Source organism: Pseudomonas sp. NFX71, from assembly GCF_048079215.1.
Lineage (GTDB): Bacteria > Pseudomonadota > Gammaproteobacteria > Pseudomonadales > Pseudomonadaceae > Aquipseudomonas > Aquipseudomonas fluorescens_B.
Window position 1 is genome coordinate 4,367,601 of sequence record NZ_CP182230.1, and the last position, 16,311, is coordinate 4,383,911.

A 16,311-nucleotide genomic window follows, 5' to 3' on the forward strand; every position below is an offset into this window, starting at 1 on the left:
TGTAGGCGCGAAGCTTAAGTGTTGGGCAGCGCCATGATCGCCTTTGCGGCAATGTCAGTGCCGCGAGTCGCCTGCATGTTTTTGCTTAACGATTCGAGACGTTGCTTCATCGCCTGGTCCGCCAGCAGTTGTTCGAGAGCCGCAGGTAACGCGGACAGCGGATCGGCAAACCGTGGCAAGTAGCGGCCGACGCCGACTTCCTCGGCGCGTGCGGCGTTGTCGTGACCGTCCCAGCAGTAAGGAATGATCAATGACGGCAAGCCGAAGTACAGCGCTTCGCAGAAGCTGTTGTTGCCGCCGTGGTGGATGAACAGCTGGCATTCCTTGAGTACGGCCGGCTGTGGAAACCAGCTGTCCAGGTACACGTTGTCCGGGACGGTGGTGTACATGTCCCGATAGGCGCCAACGTTGATGAGGAAGCGATAGGGCAGATGTTCGATGGTGCCGATCAGGCGCTTCATCATGTCGGTGTCGGCAGCCCCGAGACTGCCGAAGCTGATGTAAATCAGCGGCGCGTCGTTGTGCCTTGGGAAGTCGGGAACGATGTAGGGCGCTTCGCGACGTACGCAGCCGTCGAGGTACACATAGCGTTTCGGGTCCAGCGGCGGTTGGCGTTCATAACGCACCGGCGTGGGCGACAGCAACAGGTTGAGCCACGGTGAATCGACAAGAAACTGGCCGGGCGGGCAGGGCGCGGTGCCGTTGTTCGCGAGAAACTGCGAAAAGCGTTCATGGGCCGGTGCGACGGCTTTGCGGTAATGCTCGGCAAAACGTTCGCGGGCCTCTTTGTCGCCAGCCAGGCAGCCTGACAAGTACGGCGGTACGGCGGCATCCGGCAATTCGGTTTCGGCACATGAAACCATCCGCACCCACGGGCATCCGGCGTTGGCGATGGCGGGGAACATCACCACGTTGTCGAGGACGATGACGTCCGGTTTAAGGCGGCCGAGCAACTGTTGCAGTGGCTTTTCCGCTTCGATCGCGGTGTCGATGATCGCTTCCCAGGCCGGCGCCACATAGCTGTCGATCTGTGCCAGCGGGGTCTGGTCGAAGTAGGGGATGTTGCGCTCGATAAAGCGCTCCCAGTAATGCTGGTGCTCCGCTGCCGACAAAGGACTGGCTTGCGGAATCGGATACTCGTCAAAGCCGTATTCGGCGAAGAGTCCCTGGAAATGTTCGTGGCAGATAAAGACCGGTTTTGCTCCCAGCTCACGCAGTGACTGGGCGATACCAATGCAGTTCAAGGCCGCGCCGAAACTGGCTTCCGGAAACAAGGCGATCAGTTTGTGTGGGTGCATGGCGAAGAAAGTCCGTGGCGGGTAAAGCCCACCGTGCCTGAGATGATTGGATGCTGTCTTATTTTATAAAAAAAATCATCCTGTTTTTTAAAGTGTTCAGCGACGCCCGAACAAATGGCCCTGCGGAATCCCGCGATTGGCGGTTTGCGGACGCTGGGCAGCGCTCAGGCGCAGGTGCAGGCGCAGCAGGTCGGCAGCGATCTCCAGTTGTCCGCGCTCGATGTGCGCAATGATTTGCAGGTGCTCGCGCAGGGCTTCCTGCAGGCGGTGCACGCTGACGGTCGGCAACAGATTCGGCAGGCGTCGCAGGCTCTGATGCTGGAGCAGGGCGTCGCCGATAAAGCGGTTGCCGCAGCTCTGGCCGATCAGTTCATGGAAGCTGATGTCCAGCTCGCGAAATTGCTGGATGTCGAAGTGTTCAACCGGGCTTGAAAGCAGGGTTTGCATTGCGTTGCGCAGCAGTGCCAGGCGTTGCGGATCGGCGTTGAAGTGGGGGCTGAGCAGCGCTTCCGGCTCCAGGATCAGGCGGAATTTGAGGCTTTCTTCGAGGGCCGCGAGGCTGTTCAGCGACGGGCGAAACAGCCAGGACTGGCCGGGGCCGCGTTCTATCGCCTGGCTTTCGCTGAGTTGCTGCAGGGCCTTCTGCGCTGCCGGCCGGCCGATGTCGTAACGACGCATCAGCTCGCTGATGCTGATGCTGTCCCCGAGGCGCCCGGCCATGCGGTCGCGCAACACCGAGGTCGCCAGTTCTTCTTCCTCGGCTTGAGGCAAGGCCGAGTTGAAGGCTTGGCCACCTAGTGCGGCGAGCAGTCGATAGCCTTTGCCGGCTTCATGGCTCACCAGGTTTTCTTCCAGCAGTACTTTCAGTGCGCCACGAATCAGGGTGCGAGACACCTGGAAGGTACGCGACAGCGCTTGCTCGGCAACCGGGTCGCCGGCCACCAGCCCGGTTTCCTGGGTGTGTTCCAGAATCCGTCGGGCGAGTTCCAGGTGATTGGTGCGGGGTTTTTTCTCGGGTGTTGTGCTCAAGCGTCTTATCTCTTTTGGTCGCTTTGGACTCAGGTGCTCATCTTATGCCATGCACCGTTGAGCCGTCAGGCACGAAAAAAGCGTTGACATCTTTTCTCGCTGGTCCTAATTTCTAAAAAAAAACACGTCAAACCGTTTATCTTTTCGCCGTACTGCCTTCGAACACAACAATAATCAATCGTCGGGTGAGTATTATGAGAAAGCTGAAAGGCCTTATGTGTCTGGGATTGAGCGTTTCCCTGGCGATCGCTTCACAGGCCGCAAGTGCAAAAGACATGGTGATTTCGATCTGGGACGGCTACATGGCCCCGGATGCGCTGGACAAGTTCAAAGCAGCCAGCGGCGTTGACGTCGACAAGGCTTTGCACGCGACCAATGAGGAAATCATGGGCAAGCTCATGGCGTCTGGCGGTGAAGGCTATGACGTTGTGTTTGTCTCCTCTCCCTTCGCCGAGGTCCTGCACAAGCAAGGTCTGCTGGCCGATATCGACCCCGTCAAAGTCCCCAACCTGAAAAACCTTTATCCCGAAGCCAACCAGCTGGAATACGACCCGGGCAACCATTTCTCGGTGCCATACACCTGGGGCACGACCGGGATTTGCTACCGCTCCGACAAGGTCACGCCGGCGCCGGTGAGCTGGAACGATCTGCTCAACCCGAGCGATGCGCTCAAAGGCAAAGTGACGATGCTCGCCACCGACCGCTGGATGCTCGGCGCCGGGTTCCTGGCCAAGGGCTGGTCGGTCAACGACAACGATCCCAAGCAGATCGCCGCCGTCCGCGATCAGTTGATCGCCACCAAGAAACGCATCCTCGCCTTCGACGACACCACCTTCTACTCCAAGCTCGCGTCCGGCGAGTCGCTGATGGCCCACGCGTGGGATGGCTGGTGCAACTACGGCACGCAAGCCAATGCGGCTATCAAGTTTGTCATACCCAAGGAAGGTTCCGACCTCTGGGTGGACACCATGGTCGTGCTGAAAAGCTCGAAGCATCAGGAGGAGGCGTTCAAGTTCGTCAACTTCATGCTCGCCAAAGAAAACCACGCCTGGGTGGCGGAAAACATCCTCTACAAAGTCCCGAACCAGGCCGCAATGGCCGGTTTGTCGGCTGACCTGCTCAAGCAATATCCCAACCTGACGATCGCCCCGAGCGAGCTGTTAAAGATGGAGCAATTGCGTGATCTGGGCGGCACCACGCAAAAGGCCTACACCCGGGCTGTCACCGAAATCATGGCGGCACAGAACTAAGCCTTGAAAACGTAAGCCGCACCGAACCGAGGCATGCCCGTCATGCCTCGCCACGCTCGCAAGCCGCCTTCGTTCCGGGGCGGGAGGATATGGGTAATGAGTGCTTTGCATGCTGACAGGCGTCTGTCGGCCTGGCTTCTTGCGCCCGGCTTTGGCTGGCTGCTGATATTTCTAGTGGTGCCGTGCGTGCTGGTGCTGGTCTACAGCTTCGTCGAACGCGGTGCATACGGCGGCATCGACTGGCTGTTCACCTGGGAAAACTATCAGCGCGCGTTCGATCCGCTGTACCTCGGCATCCTGCTCAAGTCGGCGAAAATCGCCGGGCTGGCGACGCTGTTTGCGGTGCTGATCGGCTACCCGGCGGCGTATGCGATTGCCCGTGCACCACGGCGCCATCAAGCGGTGTTCCTGTTTCTGGTGATGCTGCCGTTCTGGAGCAACTACCTGATCCGCACCTATGCCTGGATCGTCCTGCTTAATCGCGAAGGCCTGATCAACCGGATGCTGCAGATGTTCGGCTACAGCGGCGAACCGATCAGCCTGCTGTACACCGAGGCGTCGGTGGTGCTGGGGCTGGTCTACAACTACATCCCGTTTGTGATCCTGGCGATTTTCTCTTCGCTGTCACGCATCAACAACGAACTCTGGGACGCCTCGAAAGACCTTGGCGCCTCGGGCTGGATGACCTTTCGCCGGATCATCCTGCCGCTGAGCGTGCCCGGTGTCGCCGCCGGTGCTGTGTTTGTCTTCGTCCTGAGCATCGGCAACTTCATCACCGCCGACCTGTTGGGCGGCAAGCAGGTGCAGATGGTCGGCAACCTGATCTACTCGCAATTCCTCACGGCGCGGGACTGGCCGTTCGGTGCGGCACTCAGCTTTTTCCTGATCGCGATCATGCTGATCCTGTTGTTCGTACAGGCCCTGGTGGCCCGTCGTGCAGAAGGGGGACGCGCATGAGTCAGTCTCGTTCGCTGGGCGGCACCGCACTCAATACGCACCTGTGGCTGGTGTATGCCTTCCTGTATGTGCCGATCCTGGTGTTGATCCTGCTGTCGTTCAACAAGTCAGGGTTGCCGACGGCCTGGGGCGGCGTATCGCTGAAATGGTACGTGTCGCTGGCGCATAACTCGGCGATTTTGTCGGCGGCACTCAATACCTTGATCGTTGCACTGTCGGCAACCTTCATTGCCTGCGTGCTGGGGACGTTCCTTGCGCTGGGCATCGAACTGCGCCGCAAGGGTAACGACAAGGGGCAAGTGGTGGACACGTTGCTGATGGCGCCGATGATCATTCCCGACATCGTCCTGGCGATTGCGCTGCTGAGCTTTTTCAACTTGCTCAAGGTCGGGCTGGGCCTGCACTCGATCATCATCAGCCACGCCGTGTTCAACATCGCGTTCGTCTGCGCGGTGGTGCGCACGCGGCTCAAACACTTTGACTATTCGATCCTCGAAGCCTCGATCGACCTGGGCGCGAGCTGGTTCACCACCTTTCGCCGGGTGCTGTTGCCGGCGATTTTTCCCGGTGTGCTGGCGGGTGGTTTGCTCTCCTTCACGCTGTCGGTGGACGAATTCATCATTGCGTTTTTCAACTCCGGTTCCGGCCAGGCTTCCACCACGTTGCCGATGCAGATCTACGCCATGATCCGTTTTGGCGTCACCCCGGAAATCAATGCCCTGGCGACGCTGGTGATGCTGGTCAGCATCACCGCGCTGCTGGCTTCGCAGCGTCTCAACAAGGCTCCTCGCACCCATGAATAACTCCTCGGCGGTACTGATCCTGGACAAGGTTAGCAAGTCTTATGGCAACGGTCTGGCGGTTGACGAGGTGTCGCTGAACATCCGCGAAAACGAGTTCTTTGCGCTGCTGGGGCCGTCCGGCTGCGGCAAGACCACGCTGTTGCGCATGCTCGCCGGCTTCGAAACACCCAGCGCCGGCTGCATTTACCTGGATGGCAAAGACATCTCGCCGCTGCCGGCCAACAAGCGTCCGTTGAACCTGATGTTCCAGTCCTATGCGCTGTTTCCCAACATGACCGTGCGCAAGAACATCGCCTACGGGCTGGAAATGGAGCGCTTGCCCGAGGCGGAAATCCGTCGCCGGGTGGATGAAGTGCTGAGTACCGCGCAGCTGGGTGAACTGGCCGAGCGCAAGCCGGATCAGCTCTCGGGTGGTCAGCGCCAACGCGTCGCACTGGCACGGGCGCTGGTCAAGCGTCCGCGGGTGTTGTTGCTCGATGAGCCGTTGGGTGCACTCGACAAAAAGCTCCGGGAAAAAATGCAGCTCGAACTCAAGCGCCTGCAACTGGAGAGCGGCATCACCTTCATCATCGTCACCCACGACCAGGAAGAAGCGCTGGTGATGTCGGACCGCATGGCGGTGCTCGATGGCGGCAAGGTTTGCCAGTGCGGCAGCCCCACCGAACTCTACGAAAACCCCAACAGCCGTTTTGTCGCCAACTTCATTGGCGTCAGCAATCTGTTTGAAGGCGTGCGTTCGGGCCAGCACACGGTGCGCGTCAACGGCCAGGAACTGGCTGTCGAAACCGACGTGCCGCTGGTCCCTGGGCAAAAGGTTGCCGTCGTCGTGCGCCCGGAGCGTCTGCAGGTGCTCGCGCAGGAGGGCGAGATGTGTGCCAATCAGGTCACCGGAAACATCGTCGAAATCGCCTATCACGGTCTCGACACCAACCTGCATGTGCAGACGGCGCTTAGCGACAAGGCGTTGATCGTCCGGGTGCCGTCCTCGCAATTCGAATTTGCGCATTTTGCTATCGGTATGAGCGTCCGTCTCGGCTGGCAGGCTCGCCACGCCCGTGTATTGACGCGCTGAACAATAAAAAAGACCAGGCAGGAGTACCGCTCGATGAAACAGAAAGTGATCGCCTTCTTTCCGGAAGCCGCTTATGGCCCGGCACTGAACTCGGTTGGTATCGCCCAGGCGTGCGAAGCCCTCGGCCACAAGGCGGTTTTCCTCACCGACCCCGGCATGAGCGGCGTGTATGCCGGCTACGGTTTTGAAGAACACATGGTCAACATGTCGGCGCCGATGCCCGCCGAGGAGATGGCCCGCTACTGGGTCGATTTCATCAACGGCCACATTCCCAATTTCCGCAAATCCCCAATCGATCAAATCGACAACTACGTGAAGGAATGCTGGGCCGCCATCGTCGACACCGCGAAGTGGGCGCAGAAGGATTTGCCGGCGGTGCTGGACAAGGTCAAACCCGACCTGATCTGCGTCGACAACGTGATCCTGTTTCCTGCGATCAAACAATACGGCAAGCCTTGGGTGCGCATCATTTCCTGCTCGGAAAACGAGATCGAAGACCCGGATATCCCGCCGCACCTGTCGGGCATGAGCATTCACGACAAGGCGGGCCACGCGCAGTTTCGCCAGCGCTTCGAAGACGTGGTCGGGCCGATTCATGAAGACTTCAACCAGTTCCTGCAAGCCCATGGCGAGCAACCGTATCCGCTTGGCACCTTCTTCGAAGCCTCGCCGTACATGAACCTGCTGCTGTACCCGGACGCGGTCAAGTTCGAGCGTCGTCACCCATTGCCGGCCGAGCGTTTCCACTACCTGCAAGGTTGTGTTCGTCATGATACGGCCTACGACATTCCCGAGTTTCGCGCCAACAACGACAAGCCGTTGCTCTACGTCAGTTTCGGTAGCCTCGGTTCGGGCGACGTCGATCTGCTCCAGCGACTGATCACCGCCGTTGGCAAGTTGCCTTACCGCGCATTGTTCAATGTCGGTGAGCACCTTGATGAATACCCGGACCTGCCCGACAACGTGCTGATCTCCAACTGGTTCCCGCAGCCATCGGTGATTGCCCAGGTCGATGCGGTGATCCATCACGGCGGCAACAACAGCTTCACCGAGTGCCTGTTTTTCGGTAAGCCGGCAATCGTCATGTCCTACGTCTGGGACGGTCATGACAACGCCATGCGCGCCGAAGAAAGCGGTCACGGGTTCAAGCTCGACCGCTACGAGTGGAGCGAAGCACAGCTCGCGGAGAAGCTCGCGGCGTGCCTCAACGACGAGGCAATGCGCCAACGTCTTCAGCGCACCAGCGCGCAGATGCAATCACGCAAAGGGCCGGCGGACGCGGCCGCCATTCTCGACAAGGTGCTGAACAATGCCTGAGCAAAACACCACGGCGGGTATCACGCCGTACCTCGAAGCCGTCAGCAGTCGCACCGATCTGGTGGACTGGGGCGTGCAGAGCGACGCCGTCGAAGGCGTCTCGCATTCCAGCGGCCGGCTGCTGTTCAAAGGCCCGAATAACAGCCCAGAAACCGGGCTCTGGGTCTGCACGCCGGGTCGTTGGCGGCTGTCGATTCCCCGTGACGAGCTTTGCCACTTCATCGCCGGCGTCGCCACTTATCGCAATGACAACGGCGAAGTGATCGAGATTCGCCCGAACACCCTGGTGCTGTTCCCGGCCGGCTGGACCGGTGAATGCCACGTCCGGGAAACCCTGCGCAACGTTTACATGCTGGCCTGAATGCCAGCCCCTGTGGCGAGGGAGCTTGCTCCCGCTGGCCTGCACAGCAGGCCCCTTCTTTTCAGATAGAGAGGGTGGGGCCGCCTCGCTGCCCAGCGGGAGCAAGCTCCCTCGCCACACGTTACTCGACGTTTGTTCTATCTGTCTGAACCTGACTTTTCTGGAGAGCAACACATGACTACCCCGTTTCTGTACGACCCGCTGAGCATCACTGACGTCAAGGATTGGGGCGTGATCCCGACCATGCTTGAAGGTGAATCCCGTGTTTCCGGCGTGGTGCTGCACAAAGGCCCCGAAGGTCAGTCCGAGTGTGGCGTGTGGATCTGCACGCCGGGCAAATGGTTTTGCCACGTCACCAGTGATGAGTTCTGCCATTTCCTCGAAGGCCGCTGCACCTACGTCCACGAATCCGGCGAAGTGATCGAGATCAAGCCCGACACTGCAGCCTTTTTCCGCAAGGACTGGAAAGGCGTGTGCACCGTCCATGAGACGGTGAAAAAGGTCTACATGATCCGGTGATTGCCATGACTGAGACACGTACATCATCGCCAACCCGCGAGGACCAGCGCGCAGCCTTCCTGGCGCGTGCCGGCTTCGCCGAGGCGCAGTTGATTGCGCTGCCGGCGGATGCCTCGAGCCGGCGTTATTTCCGCTTGAGCGGTGCAGGCCTGCTGTTGATGGATTCGCCACCGCACAGCGAGCCGATCGGTCCGTTTGTCCAGGTTGCCCGGCACCTGCACCGACTGGGGCTTTCCGCGCCGGCCTTGCTGCAGGTCGACGAAGCGGCGGGGCTGGCGTTGATCGAGGATTTCGGTCACGACACCTACACCCGATTGTTGGCAGCCGGGCATCCGGAAGCGGCGCTGTATCGCTTGGCGGTCGACGCGCTGGTGGCGTTGCACCGCGCGCCACCGACGGCGGAAGTGGCGCCCTACGATGCTCGACAACTGAGTGACGAGTGTGCGCTGTTTATCGATTGGTACGTGCCGTTGCTGATTGGCAAGGAAGCGGCGCTGGGCCTTCGTGAGTCGTATCTGGCGCTGTTCGCCGAGGCCTGCAGCGATGTCGCGCTACGTCGCGAAGCGCTGGTGTTGCGCGACTTCCACGTCGATAACCTGATGCTGCTCGAAGGCCGCGATGGCGTTGCGGCGTGCGGTCTGCTGGATTTTCAGGACGCACTGATCGGTGCGGCGGCGTACGACTTGATGTCATTGCTCGAAGACGCGCGCCGCGACGTGTCCGAAGCGTTGCGCGTGGCGCTGCTGACGCACTACCTGATGCAACGCCCGGAGCTCGATGCGCCGCGATTTCTCGAGGATTACCGGCGGCTGGCCGCCCAGCGTCACGCCAAGGTGCTGGGGATTTTTGTGCGACTGGCGGGCCGCGACGGCAAGCACGGTTACCTGGCTCACCTGCCGCGCACCCTGGGTTTGTTTGTTCGCGCGCTGGAGGCCGAGGCGTTCGCGCCGCTGCGCGCCTGGCTCAACGGGCATGTGCCGGGCTGGCGCGACGATCTGTCGCCCGCAACCCTCGCGGTTTTGCGCGAAACCCCTTATCGATTGGTTCAAGGATTACCCCATGGCCACGTTCAACACTGACATCGCACTGCGTTTCATCAACTCTGAATACCTGCCGCTGACGAATGCCCGCGCGCGCGAAGTGCTCGACCCGGCAACGCTGCAACCTGTCGGGCAGGTCGGGCTGTGTGGCGAAGCTGACGTGCAAGCCGCCGTCGATGCCGCCACCGCCGCGCAAAAACAGTGGCGGCTGATCGACGCGAAAAGCCGCGCCGCGCTTTTGCACACGCTGGCCAATGCCATCGAACAAGACGTCGCCTGCAACCGTGAAGTCGCACGGTTGATGACCCTGGAAATGGGCAAGCCGTTTCCCGAAGCCATGGGTGAACTGGCCAACTGCGCGCCGATCTTTCGCTACTATGCGGAAATGGCCCGGGACGATGCCGGGAAGGTTGCCGGCACCACGCAGATTGGCTCGTTCCAGCATGTGCGCTATGAACCGTATGGCGTCAGCGTGCACATCATGCCGTTCAACTTTCCGATCCTGTTGATGTGCTGGACGGTCGCTGCCTCGTTGGCCGCGGGCAATGCCTGCATCATCAAACCGGCGGAAGCCACGACCCTGTGCACGCTCAAGTTCATGGAACATTTCACCTCGTTGCTGCCGGGGCTGGTGTCTTGTGTGCCGGGCGATGCGGTGACGGCGCAGTTTCTGGTGAAGTCGACCGGCACTCACGCAGTTGCCTTTACCGGCAGCGTGGCGGCGGGCAAAGCGGTGGCAGTGGCGTGTGCCGAACAGATGAAACCGTGCGTGATCGAGGCAGGTGGCAGCGACCCGCTGATCATCTCAAAACACGCGCCGCTGGACGTCGCCGCGGCAGGTGCGGTGACCGCCGCGTTCCACCTGAGCGGGCAGATTTGCACCTCGGCAGAGCGCTTCTACGTGGTTGATGAAGTCCACGATGAGTTCGTCGCGAAGTTCGCTGAACGCACCCGCGCCTTGCGCATCGGCCATGGCCTGGAACATACGGAGATCGGGCCGATGGTCAGCGAGGCTGCGCGCAAAAAAGTCATGCGCCTGGTCGACGACGCCCTGGCCAAGGGCGCGACGCTGGTTTGCGGTGGGCGGATTCCGCCGCAGCACAGCGTGGGCTGGTTCTATGAGCCGACCATCCTAACCGGCGTGACCGCTGACATGGCGATTCTTCAGGAAGAGTGTTTCGGCCCCGTCGCGGCGATCTGTCGTGTCAGCGATTTCGATGAAGCGGTGCGGCTGGCCAATGATTCGCCGTTCGGTCTGGGCGCATCACTGTTTTCAACCGACCTTGCCGAAGCCATGGAGGCTGCCGAGCGCCTCGAAGCCGGAATGGTCTGGGTCAACAACCCGCTGATCGACAACGACGCGCTGCCGTTTGGCGGCTGGAAGATGTCCGGCCTGGGGCGCGAACTCGGGCGTCAGGGCCTCGAAGCGTTCCGACGCTCGAAAATGGTCATCATCGATCACCAGCCAAAGATTCAGGACTGGTGGTATCCGTATGCCGACGACGTGTTCTATCGCGATCAGGCTTGACTCAGTGGGAGGGTCGCAATGAGCGACAATATTTCCTGGCGGACCCTGGCGGTGATTCTTGCCGCCGGGCAGGGCACCCGCATGCGTTCGCAGCTGCCGAAAGTCATGCACCCGGTGGGTAACCGGCCGTTGCTCGGCCATGTACTGGCCGCGGTCGAGGCGGCGAATATCGATCAATGCGCGGTGGTGTTGGGCGCAGGCAGTGGGACGGTTGCCGATTACTTGAAACAGGCAGCGCCGACTGCGCGAACGTTTACCCAGCAAGAGCAGTTGGGCACGGCCCATGCGTTGCTTGCCGCCCGGCCCGCATTGCAGGCTCATGAACAGGGTTGCGTGCTGGTGCTGTTTGGCGACTCGCCATTGATCAGCGCACAGACCTTGGCGCAATTGCGTCAGGCACTGATCGACGGTGCCGCCGTGGCGGTCGCGGGATTTCACACCACACAGCCGGGGCCTTACGGACGATTGCTGGTGGAGGAGGGCCGCTTGCTGGCCATTCGCGAAGCCAGGGACGCCAGCCCGAAAGAGCTTGAAGTCAACTTCTGCAATGGTGGTGTCATGGGTTTACGTGCCGATACCTGTCTGTGGCTGCTGGACCGGATCGGCAACCAGAATGCGCAGGGCGAGTATTACCTCACTGATGCAGTGGCAGTGGCCAACTGCGCCGGCCTGCCGGTCACAGCGGTGGAGGTGGATGAGGACGACGTGCTCGGGGTCAATGATCGCGAGCAATTGCATGCGGCCGAACAACTTTTCCAGCAGCGCCGACGCCGTTCGGTCATGCAGTCTGGTGTCAGCCTGGTGGCGGCGGACACGGTGTTTTTCAGCGCTGATACGCAACTGGCCACGGACGTGCGCATCGAGCCTTGCGTGGTGTTCGGGCCGGGGGTGAGCGTGGGCAGCGGGGTGCGGGTGGATGCGTTCAGTCGCCTGGAGAATATTCGGCTGGAGCAACCGGTCAGCGAGGGAATTTGTCATGCGTGACTATCAACGGCTGTACATCGGCGGCGAGTGGATTGCGCCGGTGCAGCGTGGCGTTTTCGAGACGTTAGACCCGAGTGATGAATCGGTGCTGGCACAGGTTGCTGCCGCCACGGCGGAAGACATCGACCTGGCCGTCGCCGCCGCGCGCAAGGCGTTCGACGAAGGTGACTGGCCGCGCTGGACGGGTGTGCAGCGAGCGCAGGTTCTGCGGCGAATCGCTGACGGCATTCGTGCGCGTCAGGACGAACTGGCCGCGATCGAAGTGCGCGACAACGGCAAGCCGCTGCCGGAAGCGCTGTGGGACATCGCCGACACTGCGGGTTGTTTCGATTTCTATGCCGGGCTCGCCGAAGGCGCGGACCAACACAGCGAACAGTCGATCAGCGTGTCCGATGAGCGCTTCAGTTCCTCGGTGATCAAGGAACCGGTGGGCGTGGTCGCCGCGATCATTCCCTGGAATTTCCCGATGCTGATGGCGTCGTGGAAAGTCGCTCCGGCGCTGGCAGCGGGCTGCACGGTGGTGCTCAAACCGTCGGAACTGACGCCGCTGACCGCCCTTGAATTGGCAACTATTGCCGACCAGGCCGGCTTGCCAGCGGGGGTGTTGAACGTCGTCAGCGGGCTGGGGCGTGAGGCCGGCGCGCCGCTGGCCGAACACCCGGACGTCGACAAGATCGCCTTCACCGGCAGCGTGCCGACCGGGCGCAAGATCATGCAAGCGGCGGCGGCCGAGATCAAAAGCATCAGCCTGGAGCTGGGCGGCAAATCGCCGTTCGTGATCTTCGCCGACAGTGACCTCGACGCTGCGGTGGAGTGGATCCTGTTCGGGATTTTCTGGAACCAGGGCCAGGTCTGTTCGGCCACGTCGCGAGTGTTGGTGGAGCGCGCCTTGTATCCGGCGCTGCTGGAGCGTTTGATCAAAGCCACAGAGCAGATCCGCATTGGCCAAGGTTTTACCGAGGGTGTGAAACTCGGGCCGTTGGTCAGTCAGGGGCAACTGGACAAGGTGCTCGACGCCATTGCGGCCGGTCAGCAAGAGGGTGCGCGACTGGTGTCAGGCGGCACACGCCCGGCCCATCTGCAGAAAGGTTATTACGTGACCCCGGCAATATTCGCCGATGTGCCGGAGCACAGTTCGGTATGGCGCGATGAGATCTTCGGCCCGGTGGTCTGCCTGCGGGCCTTCGACAGCGAAGCCGAAGCAATTCGCCTGGCCAACGACTCGCCATTCGGTCTGGCGGCCGCGGTCATGTCCCGCGATATCCCGCGTTGCGAACGAGTGGCCCGACGCTTTCGCGCCGGTATCGTGTGGGTCAACTGCTCGCAACCGACTTTTGTCGAGGCCCCTTGGGGCGGTTACAAGCAGAGCGGTATCGGACGCGAGCTGGGTGAGTGGGGCTACAACAATTACCTCGAGACCAAGCAAATCACCCGATACGACGGCGGACCCTGGGGGTGGTATTTGAACTGAGGCGGCTCAGGGCAAGTAGCCAGCAACCTGCACGAGATGGTTGTCCTGCGCCGCAACGATAAGATGCATGGGTACATGGGGTTGCTCATCCACTGACGTGACCTCGAACCCACCCACCACCAGCGGCTGTCGTTCACACATTTCGGTCGACTCTCCCGCCAGTTTTTTCGCCATTTTCGCGTGGTTCGCTGCGATTTCATTGAGAGTTGACACGTTACATCTCCGGGTGGCGGACCCAGCGTAGCGCTGGTGCCCATAAATATTGATTGATTGGCCGCCACGTCAGAATTCCGTCGTTCCGGGGCGGTTACGGCCAGCGTTTGCAAAGCCTGAGCCAAAGGTGGTTACAGTTTCTTGACGGGAGTTTTCAGGCGACGAATGGTGGTCGGTTGCGGGTTATGAATCGGGCGTAAACTGGCAGGGCTACTTCATCAAAAGGAGCCGCACTATGACTGCCGACCCAACCACCGCACAGACGTCCGCGGACAAAGCCGTGTGGGATCAATATTTCTGCGCTGCGCTGATTGCGGAAAGCCATCTGACGGCGCCAGTTGTGGGAGGGGCCACTCATGAGGACAGGCAGAATCTGTTGATTGAAAGAGCCAAGGCCCTCGCTGACAAAATGATGGATACCCGCCCATAAATGAGAAAGCCCGACCTTATTGAGGTTGGGCTTTTTCGTGTTTGTCTTAACCTGAAGTGAACAGCTGACGGATCAGGTTCGGTGTACTACCGGTCCAGCGCTTGAACGAACGCCGGAAATTCGCCGCATCGTTAAAGCTCAAATACTCCGCGACTTCCTCGTTGCTGAACCCCTTGATCTGATACAGGTACAGCGCCACATGCTTGCGCACTCGATCCACCTGTTGCTGAAAACCGGTGTCGTGCTTTTGCAGTTTGCGTTTGAGCGTGGCGGGGCTCATGGCGAAGGCCTGAGCGGCTTGTTCCAGGCTCGGGGCTTGTCGTATATGGGTTTGCAGGTAGCGATAGAGGCAGTCGACGAAGCTTGAGGCAAAGCCCAGTTGTTCGATTTGTCCTTGGGCTTCCTGACGGGCGACCTGGCTGGCGGTGGCCGACGCGGCGGGCCAGGCGAGCGTGAGGTATTCCCGTGGGATGCGCATCAGGTCCAGTGGGCGGTTGAACTGGGTGTGCTCGCCCAGATGCACCCAGTATTGCTCGACGTAACGTGGCTCGGCATGGCTGAAGCTGCATTCCCACGGCAGGCGTTGGCCGCTCTGTGAGCGGCTCATGGCGACGATGGAGGTCATGCTCGCTTCCAGCAGAAAACGCCATTGTTCGCCCGCGCCGCAACTGTCCAGCCAATAGAACCAGGCGTGCTTTTCATCCAGCACCAACCGCGGCGTTGCGAGCGGGCTGAGCAGCGCCTGTTGCTGCACCAGTGTGTCGAGTGCCTGGTGCAGGTTTTGTGCGTGGCGCAAGGCATGGCTGGCCGGTCCGTAATGCCCCGGCAGCAAGCGTTGGCCGAACAGGAAACTGCTGTCGTCGGCGTCCAGCAACCGGCGGCTGTTGTTGATCAGCCCGAAAAATTGCTGGGGACTGAGGCGGGTCTGGCCGGCGAGGATGTCTTCATGAAACAGGCCGGTGCCACGCAGCAGGCGATGGCTATCGATATCCCGGGACAAGGCCAGATCAATCAAGGTCGCCGGTTGGTAATGCCCGGGAATGAAGCGGCTGTCGGTTTCATACCATGTGGTTTTCAGGGTCATGACCGCGCCTCAGGCCGTTTTTGCCAACGGCTGCCTGGCCCGTGCCAGCGCCAGGTTAAGGCGTTTGAGCAGGGGATCCGGAGCCTCGTTGACCGCCATGACCACGGCGGTACTGGCCGACAACTGCAGGCGCTCGCCGTGTTGCCGGGTTTTGTGTGCCAAGCCCTGAACCGCCTGTTCCAGCTCCAGCGCCAGCAGCCGTGCCTGGCTCTCGCCGGTGTTGGGGAGCAGCACCACGAAGCGGTCGCCGGCCAGTCGGCAGAGCAAGTCCTGCCGCCGCAGATTGAGCAGCAACAAATGGCTGAGCGCCTGCAATACGGCGTCGCCTTCGGCATGGCCGAACGTCTGGTTGATGGCCGTGAAGTTATCGACATCCAGCGCCAGCAGTGACAGCGGCTGCTGTTGCCGCTGACTCTCTTCAAGGCTTTCGGTCAGTTGTCGCTTGAGGTAGTCGGCGCCGCCCAGTGGCGTGAGTTTGTCGAACAACCGGTGCTCGCGGAACAGCTTTTCACGCTTCTCCATTTGCGCGCTGATCGCCAGTTGCTCGCGGTGCCAGTGATAGATGCCGAGGGTCAGCAGAATCATGCCCACCGGCATCGGTCCGGATTCCAGCCAGTGGTCCCAGGTGATGCTGTCGGGCAGGCGGATGAACTCGTCGAGGCTGTCGATCCACCAGGAGAAAAAGATGCCGCTCAAGCCGAGCGCCAGGTAATTGGTGACGCGACCGGCCGGGCGACTCTTGAGTACCAGCCCCAACCAGACCAGCGCCAGCAGCGCCGAGCCACCTTCGCCGACGATGTCCAGCCAGACCCATTCGCTGATGCTTTTCAACTCGCCGCACGCCAGGTGCAACAGCAATCCCGCGTTCGCCGCCAACAGCAGCAGTGCAAGTTTCCAACGATGGGGTTTGAGCACTGAGAACATGGCCGTGATCCTTTGGCAAAGAGGCGATGCG

At 60.8% G+C, this 16,311-nt stretch carries 17 protein-coding genes; 12 read left to right on the top strand and 5 right to left on the bottom strand.

What is annotated here, in order from left to right; all coding sequences use genetic code 11:
• Nucleotides 1–14: 14 nt before the first annotated feature.
• Nucleotides 15–1,298, bottom strand: a complete 1,284-nt coding sequence (locus ACM1ZW_RS20455) for a nucleotide disphospho-sugar-binding domain-containing protein (RefSeq protein ID WP_414878824.1) — start codon at nucleotides 1,296–1,298, stop codon at nucleotides 15–17.
• Nucleotides 1,299–1,394: 96 nt separating this feature from the next.
• Nucleotides 1,395–2,327 (bottom strand): FCD domain-containing protein, encoded by a 933-nt coding sequence (locus ACM1ZW_RS20460; protein ID WP_416739184.1) that lies wholly within the window; start codon nucleotides 2,325–2,327, stop codon nucleotides 1,395–1,397.
• Between the two features lie 194 nt (nucleotides 2,328–2,521).
• Here ACM1ZW_RS20460 and ACM1ZW_RS20465 point away from each other — a divergent pair, with 194 nt between their 5' ends.
• From ACM1ZW_RS20465 to ACM1ZW_RS20515, 11 genes are all read left to right on the top strand, one after another.
• The gene (locus ACM1ZW_RS20465) at nucleotides 2,522–3,577 is read left to right on the top strand and encodes a polyamine ABC transporter substrate-binding protein (RefSeq protein ID WP_416739185.1); all 1,056 of its coding nucleotides are present in this window, start codon (nucleotides 2,522–2,524) and stop codon (nucleotides 3,575–3,577) included.
• Between the two features lie 96 nt (nucleotides 3,578–3,673).
• The gene (locus ACM1ZW_RS20470; RefSeq protein WP_084317827.1) at nucleotides 3,674–4,534 is read left to right on the top strand and encodes an ABC transporter permease; all 861 of its coding nucleotides are present in this window, start codon (nucleotides 3,674–3,676) and stop codon (nucleotides 4,532–4,534) included.
• The gene (locus tag ACM1ZW_RS20475; protein ID WP_414878827.1) at nucleotides 4,531–5,337 is read left to right on the top strand and encodes an ABC transporter permease; all 807 of its coding nucleotides are present in this window, start codon (nucleotides 4,531–4,533) and stop codon (nucleotides 5,335–5,337) included. Before ACM1ZW_RS20470 ends, ACM1ZW_RS20475 begins: the two co-directional genes overlap by 4 nt.
• Nucleotides 5,330–6,409: an ABC transporter ATP-binding protein gene (locus ACM1ZW_RS20480; RefSeq protein WP_416739186.1), complete on the top strand. Its 1,080-nt coding sequence runs from the start codon at nucleotides 5,330–5,332 to the stop codon at nucleotides 6,407–6,409. The genes ACM1ZW_RS20475 and ACM1ZW_RS20480 overlap by 8 nt, the downstream gene beginning before the upstream one ends.
• Before the next feature lie 33 nt (nucleotides 6,410–6,442).
• On the top strand, nucleotides 6,443–7,726 hold the full coding sequence (locus ACM1ZW_RS20485; protein WP_414878829.1) for a nucleotide disphospho-sugar-binding domain-containing protein: 1,284 nt from the start codon (nucleotides 6,443–6,445) through the stop codon (nucleotides 7,724–7,726).
• Complete coding sequence (locus ACM1ZW_RS20490; protein ID WP_414878830.1) at nucleotides 7,719–8,087, top strand: cupin domain-containing protein; 369 nt, start codon at nucleotides 7,719–7,721, stop codon at nucleotides 8,085–8,087. Before ACM1ZW_RS20485 ends, ACM1ZW_RS20490 begins: the two co-directional genes overlap by 8 nt.
• A gap of 174 nt (nucleotides 8,088–8,261) precedes the next feature.
• Nucleotides 8,262–8,606 (top strand): cupin domain-containing protein, encoded by a 345-nt coding sequence (locus ACM1ZW_RS20495; protein ID WP_084317822.1) that lies wholly within the window; start codon nucleotides 8,262–8,264, stop codon nucleotides 8,604–8,606.
• Between the two features lie 5 nt (nucleotides 8,607–8,611).
• Nucleotides 8,612–9,685 (top strand): aminoglycoside phosphotransferase family protein, encoded by a 1,074-nt coding sequence (locus tag ACM1ZW_RS20500; RefSeq protein WP_416739187.1) that lies wholly within the window; start codon nucleotides 8,612–8,614, stop codon nucleotides 9,683–9,685.
• Nucleotides 9,666–11,174 (top strand): aldehyde dehydrogenase family protein, encoded by a 1,509-nt coding sequence (locus ACM1ZW_RS20505; RefSeq protein WP_416739188.1) that lies wholly within the window; start codon nucleotides 9,666–9,668, stop codon nucleotides 11,172–11,174. Before ACM1ZW_RS20500 ends, ACM1ZW_RS20505 begins: the two co-directional genes overlap by 20 nt.
• Nucleotides 11,175–11,192: 18 nt before the next feature.
• Entirely contained in the window at nucleotides 11,193–12,158 is a 966-nt protein-coding gene (locus ACM1ZW_RS20510; RefSeq protein ID WP_416739189.1) for an NTP transferase domain-containing protein, read from the top strand.
• Nucleotides 12,151–13,629 (top strand): aldehyde dehydrogenase family protein, encoded by a 1,479-nt coding sequence (locus ACM1ZW_RS20515; protein ID WP_416739190.1) that lies wholly within the window; start codon nucleotides 12,151–12,153, stop codon nucleotides 13,627–13,629. The genes ACM1ZW_RS20510 and ACM1ZW_RS20515 overlap by 8 nt, the downstream gene beginning before the upstream one ends.
• 6 nt (nucleotides 13,630–13,635) lie before the next feature.
• On the opposite strand, the gene ACM1ZW_RS20520 is transcribed toward ACM1ZW_RS20515, so the two are convergent.
• Nucleotides 13,636–13,842: a hypothetical protein gene (locus ACM1ZW_RS20520; protein ID WP_017337893.1), complete on the bottom strand. Its 207-nt coding sequence runs from the start codon at nucleotides 13,840–13,842 to the stop codon at nucleotides 13,636–13,638.
• A gap of 235 nt (nucleotides 13,843–14,077) precedes the next feature.
• On the opposite strand from ACM1ZW_RS20520, the gene ACM1ZW_RS20525 reads away from it, so the two are divergent.
• Complete coding sequence (locus ACM1ZW_RS20525) at nucleotides 14,078–14,272, top strand: hypothetical protein (RefSeq protein WP_017337894.1); 195 nt, start codon at nucleotides 14,078–14,080, stop codon at nucleotides 14,270–14,272.
• Nucleotides 14,273–14,318: 46 nt separating this feature from the next.
• Here ACM1ZW_RS20525 and ACM1ZW_RS20530 read toward each other — a convergent pair whose 3' ends face one another.
• Both ACM1ZW_RS20530 and ACM1ZW_RS20535 read right to left on the bottom strand, forming a co-directional pair.
• Nucleotides 14,319–15,356, bottom strand: coding sequence for an AraC family transcriptional regulator (locus tag ACM1ZW_RS20530; RefSeq protein ID WP_017337895.1), 1,038 nt, complete (start codon nucleotides 15,354–15,356; stop codon nucleotides 14,319–14,321).
• 9 nt (nucleotides 15,357–15,365) lie between these two features.
• Nucleotides 15,366–16,280: a GGDEF domain-containing protein gene (locus ACM1ZW_RS20535; RefSeq protein ID WP_017337896.1), complete on the bottom strand. Its 915-nt coding sequence runs from the start codon at nucleotides 16,278–16,280 to the stop codon at nucleotides 15,366–15,368.
• Between the last annotated feature and the right edge of the window lie 31 nt (nucleotides 16,281–16,311).

Excerpts from the sequence above, each read along its gene's own strand:
- ACM1ZW_RS20475 (WP_414878827.1), top strand. The coding sequence starts at position 4,531 with ATGAGTCAGTCTCGTTCGCTGGGCGGCACCGCACTCAATACGCACCTG.
- ACM1ZW_RS20485 (WP_414878829.1), top strand. The coding sequence starts at position 6,443 with ATGAAACAGAAAGTGATCGCCTTCTTTCCGGAAGCCGCTTATGGCCCG.
- ACM1ZW_RS20505 (WP_416739188.1), top strand. The coding sequence starts at position 9,666 with ATGGCCACGTTCAACACTGACATCGCACTGCGTTTCATCAACTCTGAA.
- ACM1ZW_RS20470 (WP_084317827.1), top strand. The coding sequence starts at position 3,674 with ATGAGTGCTTTGCATGCTGACAGGCGTCTGTCGGCCTGGCTTCTTGCG.
- ACM1ZW_RS20490 (WP_414878830.1), top strand. The coding sequence starts at position 7,719 with ATGCCTGAGCAAAACACCACGGCGGGTATCACGCCGTACCTCGAAGCC.
- ACM1ZW_RS20535 (WP_017337896.1), bottom strand. The coding sequence starts at position 16,280 with ATGTTCTCAGTGCTCAAACCCCATCGTTGGAAACTTGCACTGCTGCTG.
- ACM1ZW_RS20530 (WP_017337895.1), bottom strand. The coding sequence starts at position 15,356 with ATGACCCTGAAAACCACATGGTATGAAACCGACAGCCGCTTCATTCCC.
- ACM1ZW_RS20480 (WP_416739186.1), top strand. The coding sequence starts at position 5,330 with ATGAATAACTCCTCGGCGGTACTGATCCTGGACAAGGTTAGCAAGTCT.
- ACM1ZW_RS20525 (WP_017337894.1), top strand. The coding sequence starts at position 14,078 with ATGACTGCCGACCCAACCACCGCACAGACGTCCGCGGACAAAGCCGTG.
- ACM1ZW_RS20495 (WP_084317822.1), top strand. The coding sequence starts at position 8,262 with ATGACTACCCCGTTTCTGTACGACCCGCTGAGCATCACTGACGTCAAG.
- ACM1ZW_RS20515 (WP_416739190.1), top strand. The coding sequence starts at position 12,151 with ATGCGTGACTATCAACGGCTGTACATCGGCGGCGAGTGGATTGCGCCG.
- ACM1ZW_RS20455 (WP_414878824.1), bottom strand. The coding sequence starts at position 1,298 with ATGCACCCACACAAACTGATCGCCTTGTTTCCGGAAGCCAGTTTCGGC.
- ACM1ZW_RS20465 (WP_416739185.1), top strand. The coding sequence starts at position 2,522 with ATGAGAAAGCTGAAAGGCCTTATGTGTCTGGGATTGAGCGTTTCCCTG.
- ACM1ZW_RS20510 (WP_416739189.1), top strand. The coding sequence starts at position 11,193 with ATGAGCGACAATATTTCCTGGCGGACCCTGGCGGTGATTCTTGCCGCC.
- ACM1ZW_RS20500 (WP_416739187.1), top strand. The coding sequence starts at position 8,612 with ATGACTGAGACACGTACATCATCGCCAACCCGCGAGGACCAGCGCGCA.